Raw genomic sequence first — 15,396 nt, 5'->3', positions numbered from 1 at the left:
GCTGCGATCGGTGGAATCTGCCACGCTGGGCGAACCCCCAGCACCCACCGAACGGAGCCTGTCCATGTCAGTCGTGGTGATCGGCGGCGGCGTCGTCGGAGCTTCTGCCACCTACCAGCTCGCCCGCAGCGGCGCCGATGTGACACTCATCGACGCCGAGTACGACGGGCGGGCCACCTCCGCCGGAGCCGGAATCATCTCCCCGTGGTCCTCCCGCGAACAGGACCCGGACTGGTTCCACATCGCTGCGGCGGGTGCGGAGCACTACCCGGCGCTGCTGCGGCAACTGAGCGACGACGGGCAGACCGACGTCGGCTACCGACGGGTGGGTTCGTTGCGGCTGACCACCGACGCCGCCGTCGAGACCGAGTTCGCCGCGGTCCGTGACCGGGCAGCCGGTTCGGCACTCGCGGGCACGGTCGACGTGCTCACCGGATCGGCCGCCCGGGCGTTGCACCCGCTGCTGGAGCACGACGGTCCGGCCATCCACGTTGCGGGCACCGCCCGTCTCGACGGGCGACAACTGCGGGCGGCACTGTGGGCCGCGGCTCGCAAGCACGGCGCGAGAATCGTCACCGGGCGGGCGCGGATCCGAGCCGGCAGCGCGGTCGAAGCGGTCGAGATCGACGGTGAGGTCATCGGCGCCGACGTCGTCATCGAGGCCTCGGGTGTCTGGGCGCCGCACGTGCTCGAACCGCTCGGGTTGCGCTCGCCCGTGACGGCGATGCGCGGCCAGATCGTGCATCTGCGCCTGCCCGGCGCGGAACCACGGGAGTGGCCCGTGATCCTGCCGATGTCCGCGCACTATCTGCTCAGCTTCGACGATCGCATCGTCGTCGGTGCGACCCACGAGTCCGACGCCGGACTCGATCACCGCCTCACCGTCGCGGGTCTGCACCAAGTGCTCGGCGAGGCGCTGCAGGTCGCGCCCGGTCTGGCGGACGCCGAATTCCTCGAAGGCAGGGTCGGCTTCCGCCCGGTCGGACCCGACGCCAAGCCGCTGCTCGGAACGACCCCGGACCTGCCCGGCCTGATCATCGCCAACGGGCTCGGTGCACACGGCCTCACCATGGGGCCGTATGTCGGCTCCATCGCCGCCGCGCTCGCCGAGGGCCGCGAGCCTGAGGTCGACCTGACGCCATACGACCCGTTCCGAGGTCAGCCGAGTATGTCGGGCAACCGCTTCTCGATGTAGGGCAAAACCTCGGCGACCGGCACGGCCCGGCCCAACTCCTCGGACAACGACGTGACGCCCGCGTCCGAGATCCCGCACGGCACAATGACATTCGCCCACGACAGGTCGCAGTCGCAGTTGAGCGCGAAGCCGTGCATCGTGACGTCCCGGCTTACCCGGACGCCGATGGCCCCGATCTTGCGCTCCGGCTTGCCGTCGCTCGCCGCCAGCCACACTCCGCTGCGTCCCTCGACCCGTACAGTCTGCACGCCGAAGTCCTCACAGGTGTCGATCATCAACTGCTCCAGCCGGCGCACGTGCCCGACGACGTCCAACGGCACCGGCAACCGCACGATCGGGTAGCCGGTGAGCTGGCCCGGGCCGTGCCACGTGATCCGGCCACCGCGATCCACGTCGACCACCGTCGAGCCGTCGGTCGGCCGGTCATACCACGCGGTGCGCTTGCCGGCGGTGTAGACCTGCTCGTGCTCCAGCAGCAGGGTCGTGTCCTCCTGCTCACCGCTGACGACCCGTGCATGCACCTCACGCTGCAGGTCCCACGCGTGCAGATAGTCGACGAAGTCCGGGTCGAACCCGACGTGTTCGATGCGCATGCCGCAAACGTTACGCCGGTGCCGATCGACGGCATCCGCCGACGGGCCTACCACGGGGTAGCCGCGGCGTCCCTTGTTCGTCCCATATGGTTGGGGCGGGCGATGGATCCCGCCCGGGTCGTGCTCGACCAGCGCTCGTCCCGAACCGCAATACTGCTGATGGTTCCTACCACGTCGAGTTCGACGGGTAGGTCGCGCTGCCCGTCGCACAGCCCGGAGAGTCAGACGCATGTCGCCGCAGCCACCCCAGCCGAGTCCCGACCGGATGGTCGATTTCCACGCGCACCCGATCGTCGTGGGCGTCATACCGGACCAGCCGCCGCTGGTCGCACTCACGGCGGCCACGATGGCGCGGGCGGTCGGTTCACCCGCCATCCACTTCGGCTACGCCGATCCATCGCGGTACGTGGTCGACGAACACGCCGACGGCAGCGTGCGGCACGCACCGGTGGACCCCGACGACGCCGACGAGCAATGGCGCGAGACTGCCGAGACCCTCACCGAGCAGATCCGTGCCACGCTCGGAGGCGACAGCGTGCCGTGGCACTTCCACTATCTCGCCGGGCGGCCCGACCGGGCGCTCACCCACCTGGCCCGGGCGGTCGATGCGGCCGGGTTCGTGGTCGGGACACGGATCGGCAAACATCCGATGCGCGAGTTCCTGAGCGGATCGGTCTCGGTCCGGCTCTCGCACCACCAGCACCGTCCGGTGATCGTCGTGCCGCTCCAGGTCGTCGACTGGTCGGACGGACTGCCATGGCAGTGAACCCGATCCGCCGCCCCGCACGCGCCCATGCCCATCGCGATCCGGCACTGCTCGGCGTCGTCTTCGTCGGTGGAGCGATCGGTACCGCCATACGTTCGCTGCTGGAGGATGCCTTCGCCGGTCCGGCGACGTCCTGGCCGTGGACGACGTTCGCGATCAATGTGAGCGGTGCGTTCGTCCTCGGCTTCCTGCTTGAGGCGTTGGTGCGGTCCGGCGAGGACGCCGGCGGCCGCCGACTGGCGCGGCTGGGCATCGGCACCGGCGTGCTCGGTGGCTTCACGACATACAGCACCTTCATGGTGGAGACGACGAAATTGTCGTGGGCACAAGGGATCTCGTATGTCGGCAGCTCCGTGCTGCTCGGCGCGATCGCAGCCTGGGCCGGGATCCGCGCGGCCAAGGGACTTGTCCGCATCGGCGAAACCGTATGACAACGTTGCTGATCGCGCTCTGCGGTGGCGCCGGCGCGGTGAGCCGTTTCACCCTCGATGCCGAGGTGCGACGCCGGATCACCGGCTCGTTCCCTGTGGGCACGTTCGTCATCAACGTGCTCGGATCGTTCCTGCTCGGCGTGCTCACCGGGGCGCTCACGCACCACGCGGGCTGTCTGTCGCCCACGGCCAAGGCCGCGCTGGGCACCGGGTTCTGCGGCGGTTTCACGACCTTCAGCACCGCCTCCGTCGAGACGGCCCGGCTGTGGTTGACCACGGGCAAGTCCGAGGGATCCCGGTATGCCGTCGCGACCGCGGTCGTCTCGCTCCTCGCGGCCTTGCTCGGACTGGCCGTCGGCCGGCTCCTCGCGTGACGGCCCGTCGCACGACGATGCGTCAACCCTTGTCCCTTCGCGACGTGCACTGGTAAACATTTACAATGAGTAGCCACGGACGTTCCGCCGTTCCCGCCATACTCGCCGCTTGCCTGCTCGCCATAACCGGCATGTCCGCCGTCCCGGCACGCGCAGCGCAGCCCGCCGAGCCCGCAGATCAGGTCGCTTACGTCGATGTCGCAGTGGCGACGCTGTGGACCGAGCCGGGGCTGAACCGGCCGATCGACGCGCCGGCCGTGGGGGATCCGGTGGATCCACGCCGGTGGACCGACGACCAGTCGGTCGCCCAGCGGCGGTGGCTGGTGGGCAAGCTGGAGACCCAGGCGCTGTACGGGCAGCGCGTGACCATCTTGGAGCGGTCCGGCGACTGGGTGCACGTCGCGGTCGCCGGGCAGCCGACGCCGCGCAACCCGCTGGGGTATCCGGGCTGGGTCCCGGCCGTGCAACTCACCACGAATCCGGCCTTCGCGAGTCAGACCGGTCGGCGGTTCGCGCTGATCAGCGCGAAAACCACCGGCCTCTATCAGGATTCGGCGCGCAAGCATCGCTCGCTGACGCTGTCGATCGACACGCGACTGCCCGTGCTGGGACGCAGTGGCGGCTCGATCAAGGTGTTCACACCCGACCGCGGCGCGGCCTGGATCTCAGCGCATGACGCCCAGGTCTACGCGTCGCCGGCCGACATTCCACGCCCCGAACCGGCTGATCTGGCACGCACGGCCAGGCAGTTCGCAGGACTCCCCTATGTCTGGGCGGGCACGTCGGCCTGGGGTTTCGACTGCTCCGGCTTCACGCACACCGTGTATGACGTGCACGGCATCACCATTCCGCGCGATGCCGGAGACCAGTTCGACGCCGGCCGCCCCGTGGCCAAGGACGCGATGCAGCCCGGCGACCTGATCTTCTATGCCTACTCCAGCGGTTACATCCACCACGTGGGGATCTATCTCGGCGACGGTTGGGAGGCGGACGCCCCGAACAACACGCCGTCCGAGATCACCCGGCTCGAGATCGTGCGGGTCGGCGAGCAGCGCTACGCCGATCAATACGTCGGCTCCCGGCGTTACCTGTAACCGCCCGCCGCCATCCCGCCGAGAGGACACCCAACCACCGAGAGGACACCCAACCACCGAGAGGACAGGCGATTCGGCCCTCAATGGGCCGAATCGCCTGTCCTCTGAGTGTGTCGCCTGTCCTCTCGGCGAAAGGGGTTGTGCGTTGTTGTCGGACCTCAGCTCTCGATGTTGGCCATCACGTGCTTGACGCGCGTGTAGTCCTCGAAGCCGTAGAGCGACAGGTCCTTGCCGTAACCGCTGTGCTTGAAGCCGCCGTGCGGCATCTCGGCGACCAGCGGGATGTGCGTGTTGATCCACACACAGCCGAAGTCGAGTGCCTTCGACACCCGCATCGCCCGACCGAAGTCCTTGGTCCACACCGAGGAGGCGAGTCCGTAGGGCACGTCGTTCGCCCAGGCGATCGCGGCCTGTTCGTCGGTGAAGCGTTGGACCGTGATGACCGGGCCGAAGATCTCCTGCTGGATCGCCTCGTCGGTCTGCTCCAGGCCCGACACGACCGTCGGCTCGATGAAGAAGCCGTCACCGAAACCGCTGGCGCGGTGACCGCCTGCTGCGACGTGCGCATTGTCCGGCAGTCGGTCCAGGAAGCCGGTGACGTGCTTGAGCTGGTTGGCGTTGTTGACCGGCCCGAGCAGCGCGTCCTCGCTGTCCGGCATACCGAGCTTCGCGTCGTTCTTGGCGAATTCGGCCAACGCGGCGACGAAGTCGTCGTGTATGCCGGGCGCGGCGAGCACGCGGGTCGCAGCGGTGCAGTCCTGGCCGGCGTTGAAGTAGCCGGCCGTGCCGATGCCTTCGATCGCTGCCTCGATGTCGGCGTCGTCGAACACGATGACCGGCGCCTTGCCGCCCAGCTCCAGGTGCACCCGCTTGAGGTCCTTGGCCGCCGAGTCGGCGACCTGGATCCCGGCACGGATCGATCCGGTGATCGCGACCAGCTGCGGCGTCGGATGCTCCACCAGCATGCGGCCGGTCTCCCGGTCACCGGTGATGACGTTGAGGGTGCCGGCCGGCAGGAACTCCGAGGCGAGCTCGGCCATCAGCAGAGTCGTCTCCGGCGTCGTGTCACTCGGCTTGAGCACCACGGCGTTGCCCGCGGCCAGCGCCGGAGCGATCTTCCACATCGCCATCATCATCGGGTAGTTCCACGGCGTCACCTGACCGACGACACCAATCGGCTCACGCCGGATGAACGACGTGTGTCCGGCCATGTATTCGCCGGCCGACTTGCCCTCGAGCATCCGTGCCGCACCAGCGAAGAAACGCAGCTGGTCGACCATGACCGGCACTTCCTCGCTGGCGGTCAACGCGTAGGGCTTGCCGGTGTTCTCGGCCTCCAGCTTCACGAAGTCGTCGGCACGTGCCTCGATCGCGTCGGCGAGCTTCAGCAGCGCGTGCTGCCGCTCACCGGGGACGGTCTGACCCCACTCAGCGAAACCCTTCGATGCCGCGCGGTAGGCCGCATCGACGTCCGCCTGAGTCGAAACCGGTGCCTTGGCAACGACTTTCGCGCTCGAGGGATCGACAATGTCGACCGTCTGGTCGGTCTCGGCGGCGACGTATGCGCCACCGATGAAATTGCGCAACTCGCGCGGGCTGTCAGTCATTCAGACACTCCTTTGTGTGTGGTTGTCAGCACTCATCAGCACTCGATGTTCTCTGCCGTGCTTCCACGGCACGCTCCGGTCCTCGCTCCTTCGTCGCTGCGATCCTCGCGTCCCTGTCAGCACTCGATCACGTTCACGGCCAGGCCGCCACGCGCCGTCTCCTTGTATTTCACCGACATGTCCCGGCCGGTGTCTCGCATGGTCTTGATCGCCTTGTCCAGGCTCACCGTGTGCACCCCGGTGCCGTTGACGGCGAGCCGGGCGGCGTTGATCGCCTTCACACTGGCGATGGCATTGCGTTCGATACACGGGATCTGCACGAGGCCGCCCACCGGGTCGCAGGTGAGGCCGAGGTTGTGCTCGATGCCGATCTCGGCGGCGTTCTCCACCCGCGGCGGCGTGCCGCCCATGACCTCGGCGAGTCCGCCGGCGGCCATCGCGCACGCCGAGCCGACCTCTCCCTGGCAGCCGACCTCCGCACCGGAGATAGAGGCGTTCTCCTTGAAGAGGATCCCGATCGCAGCCGCCGCCAGCAGGAACCGGACGACACCGTCGTCGTCGGCATCCGGCACGAAGTTGACGTAGTAGTGCAGGACCGCCGGAATGATGCCGGCCGCGCCGTTGGTGGGAGCGGTCACGATGCGTCCGCCGGAGGCGTTCTCCTCGTTGACCGCCAGCGCGTAGAGGTTCACCCAGTCCATGACCCGCAGCGGGTCGTCCCGCAGCGCGCCTCTGGTCAGCTCACGGTGCAGCTCCGGTGCGCGACGCGGCACCTTCAGTCCGCCCGGCAGGGTCCCCTCGTGGCCGATGCCCGCCTGCACGCAGTCACGCATCACCGACCAGAGGTGCAACATCCCGCTGCGGACCTCGTCGGCAGTTCGCCAGGCCAGCTCGTTGCGCATCATCACGTCCGCGACCGAGCAGCCTTCTCGTTCGCAGATGGCCAGCAGCTCGGCGCCGGACGTGAAGGGAAACTCCACCTTGGTGTCGTCCAGCACCACTCGGTCCGCTCCGGCGGCCTCCTCGTTGACGACGAATCCGCCGCCGACCGAGTAGTAGACGTGCGAGGCGATTACCTCGCCCTGCGCGTCATACGCCTCGAACTGCATGCCGTTGGGGTGCGCCGGCAACGACTTGCGTCGGTGCATGACCAGATCGGCGTCGGGATCCCAGTGGATCGAGCGGGTGCCGTTCAACCGCAAGGTATGACGCGACCGCGCATCCGCAATCCGGGCTTCCGTCGACCCCGTGTCGACGGTCTCCGGGTCCTCGCCCTGCAGACCCAGCACGACCGCCTTGTCCGAGCCGTGCCCATGGCCGGTCGCGCCCAGCGACCCGAACAGTTGGGACCGCACCCGGCACACCTCGTCGACCGTGCCCGCAGCCACCAGACCGTCGACGAACGTCTTCGCAGCGCGCATCGGGCCGACGGTGTGTGATGAGGACGGACCAATGCCCACGGAATACAGGTCGAACGCGCTCAGGGCCATGGGTAAAGCATAGCCATACGGCGCACGATCCGACGGATTTCGAAGCACATTGCTTGATCTAGCGCGAAACTCGTGCCAGAGTATGCCCATGACCGAGACGAATCGCACTGTGGCGCGCGCCACCCTCGACGACGTCTCCAAGGCCATCATCGCGCGACTGCAGACCGACGGCCGGGTGGCCTACTCCGCGATCGCGCGGGAGATCGGACTGTCCGAGGCAGCGGTGCGCCAGCGGGTGCAGCGGCTGCTCGACTCCGAAGTGCTGCAGATCGTCGCCGTGACCGATCCGGCCCAGGTCGGATTCGACCGCCAGGCGATGATCGGCATCACCGTCAAGGGCGACCTGAAGCCGGTGCAAGCCGCCCTCAGCGAGCTGCCCGAGATTGCGTATGTCGTCCTGACCGCCGGCCGCTTCGACCTGCTCGTCGAGGTCGTCTGCGTCGACGACGAACACCTGCTGGATCTGCTGACCGCGCAGATCCGCACCATCGACGGCGTCACCGACACCGAGACCTTCGTCTACCTGAAACTCGCCAAACAACGATACGACTGGGGCACGAGATGACAACACCCACAACACAATCCGACAACCTCACGCCTGCGGGCACACCGCGCGCCGAAGCTGCGCGCGACCACCTGTGGGGTCACTTCACCCGACAGTCGGACTATGAGCCCAAGGACCAGGGCGGGCGCGGCGGCGCCATACCGACCATCGTCAAGGGTGAGGGCGCCTACATCTGGGACGACCAGGGACGCAAGTACCTCGACGGCCTCTCCGGCCTGTTCACGGTGCAGGTCGGACACGGCCGCGCCGAGCTGGCCGAGGCCGCCGCGGCCCAGGCCAAGGAGCTGGCGTTCTTCCCGATCTGGTCCTATGCGCACCGCCCCGCGATCGACCTGGCCGAGCGCCTGGCGTCATACGCGCCGGGCAACCTCAATCGGGTCTTCTTCACCACCGGTGGCGGCGAGGCCGTCGAGTCGGCCTGGAAGCTCGCGAAGCACTACTTCAAGCTGACCGGCAAGCCGGGCAAGCACAAGGTGATCAGCCGCGCGGTCGCCTACCACGGCACACCCCAGGGCGCCCTGTCGATCACCGGCCTGCCGTCGTTGAAGGAGATGTTCGAGCCGCTGGTGCCGGGTGCGTTCAAGGTGCCCAACACCAACATCTACCGCGCGCAGCCCGAATTGCGTGACGACCCGAAGGCTTTCGGCCGCTGGGCCGCCGACCGGATCGCCGAGGCGATCGAGTTCGAGGGCCCCGACACGGTGGCCGCGGTCTTCCTCGAGCCGGTGCAGAACGCCGGCGGTTGCTTCCCGCCGCCCCCCGGATACTTCGAGCGGGTCCGCGAGATCTGCGACGAGTACGACGTGCTGCTGGTGTCCGACGAGACGATCTGCGCCTTCGGCCGGATCGGCGAGATCTTCGCGAGCAAGGACTACGGCTACGAGCCGGACATCATCACCTGCGCGAAGGGTATGACGTCGGGTTACTCCCCCATCGGCGCGATGATCGCCAGCGACAAGCTCTTCGAGCCGTTCAAACACGGCACGACGATGTTCCCGCACGGCTACACCTTCGGCGGGCACCCGGTGTCCGCGGCGGTGGCGATGGCCAACCTCGACATCTTCGAGAAGGAGGGCCTGGTCGACCACGTGCACGAGAACGCCCCGAAGTTCCGCAGCACGCTCGAGAAGCTCACCGATCTGCCGATCGTTGGCGATGTCCGTGGGGACGGCTTCTTCTACGGCATCGAGCTGGTCAAGGACAAGGAGACCCGCGAGACGTTCTCGGACGACGAGTCCGAGCGCGTGCTCTACGGATTCCTGTCCAAGGCGCTGTATGACGCCGGCCTCTACTGCCGCGCCGACGACCGTGGCGACCCGGTCGTGCAGCTGGCTCCGCCGCTGATCATCGGGCAGACCGAGTTCGACGAGATCGAGCAGAAGCTGCGCGGTGTTCTCACCGAGGCCTGGTCGATGCTCTGATCGAGCGCGGCGCGTCGCCTGATCACCGGCACCGCCCGTAGAGTCGTACTTGTGAGTAACCGTGACTACGACATCGTCCTGTTCGGCGCCACCGGGTTCGTCGGCAAACTGACTGCCGATCACCTGGCCCGGCAGGCACCGGACGACGTGCGGATCGCCTTGGCCGGCCGTGACCGCGCCAAGGTCGAGGCGATCCGCGACGCCCTGCCGAATGCCGCTGATTGGCCTGTGGTGGTGGCGGATTCGTTCGATGCGAGCAGCCTGAGGGAGCTCGCGGAGAGCGCTCGCGTGGTGATCAGCACGGTCGGTCCCTACGCGAAATACGGCCTGCCGCTCGTCGAGGCATGCGCGACCGCCGGCACCGACTACCTCGACCTCACCGGTGAGGTGCTCTTCGTGCGCGAGTCGATCGACCGCTTCCAGGAGCTCGCCGACAGCACCGGTGCCCGCATCGTCCACTCGTGCGGATTCGACTCCATCCCCTCGGATCTCGGCGCCTTCGTGCTGGCCGAGAAGGTCCATGCCGATGGTGCCGGCGACCTCGGCGACACGACGCTCTACATGGCGATGAAGGGCGGATTCAGCGGTGGCACCATCGCCTCGGCGCTGAACCAGCTCGACGAGGTCCGCTCGGACAAGGACAGGCGACGGATCGCGACCGACAAGTTCGCGCTGAGTCCGGCCCGCGATCAGGAGCCGAGCGGCGAGTGGCGCGACAGTGCCGCTGTCCGCGAGTCCGACGAGATCGGGGCGTGGTCCGGCCCGTTCGTGATGGCCACGTTCAACACCCGCATCGTCCGGCGCAGCAATGCGCTGTTGCAGCACGCGTACGGCAGGTCGTTCCGTTACCGCGAAGTGCAACGCACCGGCCGTGGCCTGCATGGTCGACTCACGGCATACGCGCTGGCGGGTGCTCTCGGCGCGGGCTTCGGCGCCATGTCGGTGCCGCTGTTGCGTCCCCTCGTGGAGCGTGTCCTGCCCTCGCCCGGCGACGGGCCGGACGAGAAGACCCGGGACGCCGGATACTTCCGAGCGACCCTGCGCACGACGACGACCACGGGCACGGCATACCAGAGTGTTGTTGCGGCACAAGGAGATCCGGGTTACAAGGCAACTGCGGTGATGCTCGGCGAGAGCGCACTGAGCCTTGCTCTGTCCCGCGACGAATGTCCTCTCCCGGACGGATTGGGCGGAGGCGTCCTCACGCCGGCCACCGCGTTGGGCAACGTTCTCGTCGAGCGGTTGCGCGCCCAAGGATTCGACATCGAAGCGACTGTCGTCTAGCGGACAGTTTCGGTCCGGTGGCGGCCCTAGTGTCGTCCCATGACCGAACGCACCGACGTCCGTGGCGCGCGAACCCGTCGTGACATCAGTCGCCTGCGGCTGATCGCACAGCGCCTCACCCCGGGTCCGACATCGAGTCCGGCTCAGATCGTTCGATGGATGACCTGCACCCAGGCGCAGGACTTCCGAGCCGGACGGTCCGCGGTCGCACTCCGCGCGAGATGTGCGGTCGATGACGTCGATGCGGCGATCAATGCAGGAGAGATCGTCCGGTCGTGGCCGATGCGCGGCACCTTGCACCTGGTTCCGGCCGGGGACCTGCGCTGGATGCTGGCGCTGAACGGAGAATCGACGCTGCGCTCCGCCCGTCGCAGACACGAGGATCTCGGGATCGGCGCCGAGGACATCGAGACCGCCCGGTCCGTCACGGAGCAGCGCCTTCGCGGCGGCCACGCCTTGGAGCGCCGTGCACTCTTCGCGCTCTGGGAGTCGTACGGCATCCACACCGGCGGACAGCGCGGTGTGCACCTGGTGCAGGCGCTGTGCCTACGCGCCCACCTCGTCCTCGGACCGATCAACGGGCGCCAACAACAGTTCGCTCTCTTCGACGAATGGGTCACGCACTCGAAACCGGTGGATCGTGCTGCCAACATTGCAGATTGGGCACGGCGCTACTTTCGATCGCATGGTCCGGCGACCATCGCCGACTTCCGCTGGTGGAGCGGCCTCCTCCAGCGCGACCTCGCACCGGTGTGGGAGTCGGTGCGCGACGACCTGGTCGAGATCGCGGTCGACGGCACGAGCTATTTCGGCGCGCCAGAGACGCTCGAAGCCTGGGAAGAGCGTCGTTCGGCGACCCTACGGCCGATGCTCGTCCCGCCGTTCGACGAGATCCTGCTCGGGTATGCCGATCGCACGCCGACGCTGGACGCACCACACATGGATCTGGTCGTGCCCGGCGGCAACGGCGCGTTCAAGGCGACCGTCATCGACGGGGGCCGGACGGTGGCCACCTGGCGTCGCAGTATGGCGAAGAGCACTCCCCCTGTTGAGGTTTCGCCCTTCGACGGCGCATTGTCCAAGCGGGCTGAGCGAGCCGTACCCGGGCTCTCGCGACGCTATCCGTTCCCGTCCTGACGTCTTGACGAAGGCAGGACGGCCGAAGGTCGGGCGCCGGATACGGTGGATCCGTGCGACTGTTGCTGATCCGTCACGCCGAGATCCCCACCAACGTGGACCGTCGGCTCGAGACCGCCGTCCCCGGGCCGGCGCTGACCGCCACCGGCCGTGATCAGGCGGCCGAACTCGCCGAACGCCTTGGCCAGGAAGGGATCTCTGCGGTCTTCCACTCCCCGCTGGCTCGCACCGGGCAGACGATCGCCCCGTTCCTCGAGCGGACCGGCATGCGGCCGGAGGTGCTGCCCGGTCTGGCCGAGATCGAGGCCGGAGATCTCGAGGGACACAACAGCGACGCGGCGCGAGCCGACTACCACCGGGCGCTGCTCGACTGGGTCGATGGCCGGATCGACACACGAGTCCCGGGCGGCCCGGACGGCACGGAGGTCCTGGACCGCTTCGACGCGGCGATGGATGACGTCGTGCGCTCCGGCCACGACGTGGTGGCCGTCGTCAGTCACGGCGCCGTCCTACGGGCCTGGCTGGGCGCACGATGCGACAACCTCGATCGCCTCTTCATCGAGCAGCATGCGATCCCGAACACCGGCATCGTGCAGATCGAGCACCGCGCCGGGCAGGCCCCCGTATGGCGCTGCCTCTCCTGGCTGGACGAAGCACCCGACGTCGATCCGCTGGCGAACTACTCGAAGCTCCAGTGAATTTCGACCGTCACGGTTGAGGTGTCCTCACCCGGCGACACCGGCATCGAGCCGGCCTGCGCCAGCATCCGGCCGCGTGGCGGCGGTGGTCGGAAGACGCCACTGAGCTCGGTGACGGACTCGGCCCGGCCGAGTGTGCGTCCGGTCAATCGGGCGTAGTCCGTGGCCTTGGCGCGGGCCTGGTGTACGGCGCTCTCCCGCGCTTCGGCGAGCGCTGCCTCGGTGGGCTCGCCGGACAGTGACACGTCGTCGACCCGCAGCGCCGTCCCGCACGCGTCGACAAGCTCGCCGAGCAACCGATCCAGCAGCGCCAGGTCCCGGACGCGCACCCGCACCGTCTGCTGCGCGTCGTATCCGCGGATCTGCTCGGTCTCCTCCGCCCACACCGTGTTGGGCGACACGCTGACCGCCTCGGTCCGCACGTCGGAGTCCGGCACACGGGCCGTCCGCAGCACCTCGAAGGCCGTTGTGACGACCTGGCCGGCTTCGCGCAGCGCCGCACCCGGTTGTGGCTGCCGGGACTCGATCCGCAGTCGGACCTCTGCCTCGGTGGTCGGCACCCCCACCGTGCCGACTCCGGTCACCGTCACACCAGCGTGTTCGTCGCCCATGCCTCCCAGTCTGCAGCACGCGCGCCGGTCTCAGCGCGAACCCCACTCCCACGGCGGTCGGCTCAGCAGGCCCTGGCCCTCGACCACGGTCTCGCCGAGGTTCTTGTCCAGCACTACCTCGGTGACCCGGTCGTCACCCTCGCGCAACGCGTCGATCAGCGTCCGGGAGTGCGTCACGACGACCACCTGCGAGCGACGCGACGCCGTCGCGATCAACCGGGCCAGGGGCGCGACGAGTGCGGCGTGCAGCGATGTCTCCGGCTCGTTCAGCACCATCAGTGCGGGCGGGTCGACGGTCAGCAACGCCGTCGCCAGCAGCAGGTAGCGCAAGGTCCCGTCGGACAACTCGGCGGCGCGCAATGGTCGCAGCATCCCCGGCTGCGCGATCGCCACGTCGAAGATGCCGTCAGCGATCAGCACCTCCGGTCTCGCTCCGTCGAACGCGTCCGCGATCGTCCGCTCCAGGTCGCCGAAGCCGTTCTTCAGGATCGTCTGCACGGCCGCCGCCAGGTCCGACCCGTCACCGGACAGCACCGGCGTGCGGGTGCCGACCTGCGGCCGGCGTGCAGGGGCCTCGGCGTCCACCCGGAAGCCGTCGTAGAACCGCCAGGATCGGATGTGCTCACGCACCTTGAAGACCTCCGGCGCCACCTGCGGATCGGCATACTCACGCAGCACGCTGCGGTATGCCGGAAGTGTCTCCGCCACGTCGACCCAGCGTCGCTCGTCACGCACCTGCACCGAGCCGCGCCGGCGACGGACGGAAGTCGTGCCGGGCCGCATCACCGGGCCGCTGAAGATCAGCTCCCGCTTGACCTGCGGGTCGCGCTGGAACGCTGTCGGCAGCCCGGTGGGTTGCGGCAGCCCGAGATCGACCAAATAGCCGAAATCGTCACTCGCGTAACCCATCCGAACACTGATCGGACCCTTGCGCACGATGCCCTCGACCGGTGCGCCGCGGCGCGCGCCCGCGAGCGACTCCGGTCCGGCCCACAGCGCCGACTGCAAGCCGCCCTCGCGAGCCAGGCTGCCGACGACCTCACCCTCACCGCATTGGGCCAGTAGGCGCAGCGCGCGGTAGAGGGATGACTTGCCGGTGCCGTTGCCGCCAGTGACGACGGTCAGTGGGCTCAGCGGAACGACGACGTCCCGAAGCGAGCGATAGCCGCCGACTGCCAAGGTGGTGATCATGCGTCGAAAGTAGCCGCCGGCGGTGACACCGGGACGCGTCCGCGGCAGCGACGAACGTGACCGTGATCGGAAATGGGCCTGCGCCTGGTTGTCGACGAATTGCGTTCGTATCACTCACGATGAGCGATCGGCCTACATTGGTCTCAGGGAGTCTCGATCCACCGTGGAGCCGGTCCCCTTCACGTCCGATCCCAACCGGGAGCAGGAAGGAGCAGCCGATGCCGGAGCAGCTCCGACCGTCACCGCCCGAGCACCGCAGCCCGATGCGCTGCGTCATCGCGGAGGACGAGACCTTGCTGCGGCACGGTCTGGCACTGGTGCTGGAGCAGGCCGGATTCGAGCTCGTCGGGAGCGCCGTCGACGCACCGAGCCTGGTGACACTGACTCGCGAGCACGTGCCCGACCTGGTCGTGACCGACATCCGGATGCCGCCCCACCACACCGATGACGGCTTGCAGGCGGCGGTGCAGATCCGGACGATGATGCCACGGGTTGGAGTCGTGGTCGTCTCGCAACACCTGCAGCGGCGTTACGCAGTCGATCTGATCGGCGACAACCCGGCGGGTGTCGGCTACCTGCTCAAGCAGCGCATCGGCGACATACCGACGTTCTGCGCGGATCTGCAGCGTGTGTGCGCGGGCGGCACCGCCCTGGATCCCGAGGTCGCCGCCCTCATGCTCACGCGCGCCCGCACGGACAAGGCCGCGGTGGGCAGGCTCACGGTGCGCCAACAGGAGGTGCTGGCCGCGATGGCGGAGGGCCGCAGCAACGCAGCCATCGCGCGCGCATTGTTCATCAGCGACAAGGCGGTCGTCGGACACGTCTCGCACATCTACGACCAGCTCGGCCTGCCGGACTGCGCCGACGACCACCGGCGCGTGCTGGCCGTGGTCCGGTATCTGAACGGCTGATCACGACACTGGCCTCGCCTCGACAGGC

16 protein-coding genes and 1 riboswitch are annotated in these 15,396 nt (G+C 68.3%); of the genes, 11 read left to right on the top strand and 5 right to left on the bottom strand.

Annotated elements, in window-relative coordinates; genetic code table 11:
• Positions 1-64: 64 nt before the first annotated feature.
• Positions 65-1,195 carry an NAD(P)/FAD-dependent oxidoreductase gene (locus IEX71_RS03810; RefSeq protein WP_188835588.1) on the top strand — a complete coding sequence of 377 codons (1,131 nt, stop codon included), beginning with the start codon at positions 65-67 and terminating at the stop codon, positions 1,193-1,195.
• Here the strand turns inward: IEX71_RS03810 and lipB are convergent.
• Positions 1,159-1,788: a lipoyl(octanoyl) transferase LipB gene (gene lipB, locus IEX71_RS03805; RefSeq protein ID WP_188835587.1), complete on the bottom strand. Its 630-nt coding sequence runs from the start codon at positions 1,786-1,788 to the stop codon at positions 1,159-1,161. The two genes, IEX71_RS03810 and lipB, sit on opposite strands and share 37 nt — an antisense overlap.
• 89 nt (positions 1,789-1,877) lie before the next feature.
• Positions 1,878-1,964: riboswitch (Fluoride riboswitch) on the top strand.
• A gap of 53 nt (positions 1,965-2,017) precedes the next feature.
• Between lipB and IEX71_RS03800 the strand changes: the two genes are divergently transcribed.
• The 4 genes from IEX71_RS03800 to IEX71_RS03785 all read left to right on the top strand — a co-directional run bounded on the left by IEX71_RS03800 (position 2,018) and on the right by IEX71_RS03785 (position 4,453).
• On the top strand, positions 2,018-2,554 hold the full coding sequence (locus IEX71_RS03800) for a universal stress protein (RefSeq protein ID WP_229749436.1): 537 nt from the start codon (positions 2,018-2,020) through the stop codon (positions 2,552-2,554).
• Complete coding sequence (locus tag IEX71_RS03795; RefSeq protein ID WP_188835586.1) at positions 2,545-2,985, top strand: fluoride efflux transporter FluC; 441 nt, start codon at positions 2,545-2,547, stop codon at positions 2,983-2,985. The genes IEX71_RS03800 and IEX71_RS03795 overlap by 10 nt, the downstream gene beginning before the upstream one ends.
• A complete protein-coding gene (locus tag IEX71_RS03790; protein WP_188835585.1) occupies positions 2,982-3,359 on the top strand; it encodes a fluoride efflux transporter FluC in 378 nt (125 codons plus the stop codon). The genes IEX71_RS03795 and IEX71_RS03790 overlap by 4 nt, the downstream gene beginning before the upstream one ends.
• A 65-nt stretch (positions 3,360-3,424) precedes the next feature.
• Positions 3,425-4,453, top strand: a complete 1,029-nt coding sequence (locus IEX71_RS03785) for a C40 family peptidase (RefSeq protein WP_188835584.1) — start codon at positions 3,425-3,427, stop codon at positions 4,451-4,453.
• A gap of 158 nt (positions 4,454-4,611) precedes the next feature.
• On the opposite strand, the gene IEX71_RS03780 is transcribed toward IEX71_RS03785, so the two are convergent.
• Both IEX71_RS03780 and IEX71_RS03775 read right to left on the bottom strand, forming a co-directional pair.
• The gene (locus IEX71_RS03780) at positions 4,612-6,060 is read right to left on the bottom strand and encodes a gamma-aminobutyraldehyde dehydrogenase (protein WP_188835583.1); all 1,449 of its coding nucleotides are present in this window, start codon (positions 6,058-6,060) and stop codon (positions 4,612-4,614) included.
• A 116-nt stretch (positions 6,061-6,176) separates the two neighbouring features.
• Positions 6,177-7,550, bottom strand: coding sequence for an L-serine ammonia-lyase (locus tag IEX71_RS03775; RefSeq protein ID WP_188835582.1), 1,374 nt, complete (start codon positions 7,548-7,550; stop codon positions 6,177-6,179).
• 82 nt (positions 7,551-7,632) lie between these two features.
• On the opposite strand from IEX71_RS03775, the gene IEX71_RS03770 reads away from it, so the two are divergent.
• The 5 genes from IEX71_RS03770 to IEX71_RS03750 are packed head-to-tail and all read left to right on the top strand — an operon-like array spanning position 7,633 to position 12,655.
• Entirely contained in the window at positions 7,633-8,115 is a 483-nt protein-coding gene (locus IEX71_RS03770) for an Lrp/AsnC family transcriptional regulator (RefSeq protein WP_188835581.1), read from the top strand.
• Entirely contained in the window at positions 8,112-9,536 is a 1,425-nt protein-coding gene (locus tag IEX71_RS03765) for an aspartate aminotransferase family protein (RefSeq protein ID WP_188835580.1), read from the top strand. The genes IEX71_RS03770 and IEX71_RS03765 overlap by 4 nt, the downstream gene beginning before the upstream one ends.
• 51 nt (positions 9,537-9,587) lie before the next feature.
• Positions 9,588-10,820 (top strand): saccharopine dehydrogenase family protein, encoded by a 1,233-nt coding sequence (locus IEX71_RS03760; protein WP_229749434.1) that lies wholly within the window; start codon positions 9,588-9,590, stop codon positions 10,818-10,820.
• 39 nt (positions 10,821-10,859) lie between these two features.
• Entirely contained in the window at positions 10,860-11,957 is a 1,098-nt protein-coding gene (locus tag IEX71_RS03755; RefSeq protein ID WP_188835579.1) for a winged helix DNA-binding domain-containing protein, read from the top strand.
• A gap of 53 nt (positions 11,958-12,010) precedes the next feature.
• Positions 12,011-12,655, top strand: a complete 645-nt coding sequence (locus tag IEX71_RS03750) for a histidine phosphatase family protein (RefSeq protein ID WP_188835578.1) — start codon at positions 12,011-12,013, stop codon at positions 12,653-12,655.
• Here the strand turns inward: IEX71_RS03750 and IEX71_RS03745 are convergent.
• Both IEX71_RS03745 and IEX71_RS03740 read right to left on the bottom strand, forming a co-directional pair.
• On the bottom strand, positions 12,637-13,266 hold the full coding sequence (locus IEX71_RS03745) for an SIMPL domain-containing protein (protein WP_188835577.1): 630 nt from the start codon (positions 13,264-13,266) through the stop codon (positions 12,637-12,639). The genes IEX71_RS03750 and IEX71_RS03745 overlap by 19 nt on opposite strands.
• Positions 13,267-13,296: 30 nt before the next feature.
• Positions 13,297-14,457 (bottom strand): AAA family ATPase, encoded by a 1,161-nt coding sequence (locus IEX71_RS03740; RefSeq protein ID WP_188835576.1) that lies wholly within the window; start codon positions 14,455-14,457, stop codon positions 13,297-13,299.
• Positions 14,458-14,675: 218 nt separating this feature from the next.
• Here IEX71_RS03740 and IEX71_RS03735 point away from each other — a divergent pair, with 218 nt between their 5' ends.
• The gene (locus IEX71_RS03735) at positions 14,676-15,368 is read left to right on the top strand and encodes a response regulator transcription factor (protein WP_229749433.1); all 693 of its coding nucleotides are present in this window, start codon (positions 14,676-14,678) and stop codon (positions 15,366-15,368) included.
• The last annotated feature ends 28 nt before the right edge of the window (positions 15,369-15,396 follow it).

Origin of the sequence: Flexivirga endophytica (assembly GCF_014640635.1) — a bacterium.
Classification (GTDB): domain Bacteria; phylum Actinomycetota; class Actinomycetes; order Actinomycetales; family Dermatophilaceae; genus Flexivirga; species Flexivirga endophytica.
Note: the sequence above shows the minus strand (reverse complement) of the source record. Positions and strands in the feature narration are given on the sequence as shown.

What these genes read in the sequence shown, in the direction of transcription:
- IEX71_RS03810 (WP_188835588.1), top strand. Translation starts at nt 65, where the DNA reads ATGTCAGTCGTGGTGATCGGCGGCGGCGTCGTCGGAGCTTCTGCCACC.
- lipB (WP_188835587.1), bottom strand. Translation starts at nt 1,788, where the DNA reads ATGCGCATCGAACACGTCGGGTTCGACCCGGACTTCGTCGACTATCTG.
- IEX71_RS03800 (WP_229749436.1), top strand. Translation starts at nt 2,018, where the DNA reads ATGTCGCCGCAGCCACCCCAGCCGAGTCCCGACCGGATGGTCGATTTC.
- IEX71_RS03795 (WP_188835586.1), top strand. Translation starts at nt 2,545, where the DNA reads ATGGCAGTGAACCCGATCCGCCGCCCCGCACGCGCCCATGCCCATCGC.
- IEX71_RS03790 (WP_188835585.1), top strand. Translation starts at nt 2,982, where the DNA reads ATGACAACGTTGCTGATCGCGCTCTGCGGTGGCGCCGGCGCGGTGAGC.
- IEX71_RS03785 (WP_188835584.1), top strand. Translation starts at nt 3,425, where the DNA reads ATGAGTAGCCACGGACGTTCCGCCGTTCCCGCCATACTCGCCGCTTGC.
- IEX71_RS03780 (WP_188835583.1), bottom strand. Translation starts at nt 6,060, where the DNA reads ATGACTGACAGCCCGCGCGAGTTGCGCAATTTCATCGGTGGCGCATAC.
- IEX71_RS03775 (WP_188835582.1), bottom strand. Translation starts at nt 7,550, where the DNA reads ATGGCCCTGAGCGCGTTCGACCTGTATTCCGTGGGCATTGGTCCGTCC.
- IEX71_RS03770 (WP_188835581.1), top strand. Translation starts at nt 7,633, where the DNA reads ATGCCCATGACCGAGACGAATCGCACTGTGGCGCGCGCCACCCTCGAC.
- IEX71_RS03765 (WP_188835580.1), top strand. Translation starts at nt 8,112, where the DNA reads ATGACAACACCCACAACACAATCCGACAACCTCACGCCTGCGGGCACA.
- IEX71_RS03755 (WP_188835579.1), top strand. Translation starts at nt 10,860, where the DNA reads ATGACCGAACGCACCGACGTCCGTGGCGCGCGAACCCGTCGTGACATC.
- IEX71_RS03745 (WP_188835577.1), bottom strand. Translation starts at nt 13,266, where the DNA reads ATGGGCGACGAACACGCTGGTGTGACGGTGACCGGAGTCGGCACGGTG.
- IEX71_RS03740 (WP_188835576.1), bottom strand. Translation starts at nt 14,457, where the DNA reads ATGATCACCACCTTGGCAGTCGGCGGCTATCGCTCGCTTCGGGACGTC.
- IEX71_RS03735 (WP_229749433.1), top strand. Translation starts at nt 14,676, where the DNA reads ATGCCGGAGCAGCTCCGACCGTCACCGCCCGAGCACCGCAGCCCGATG.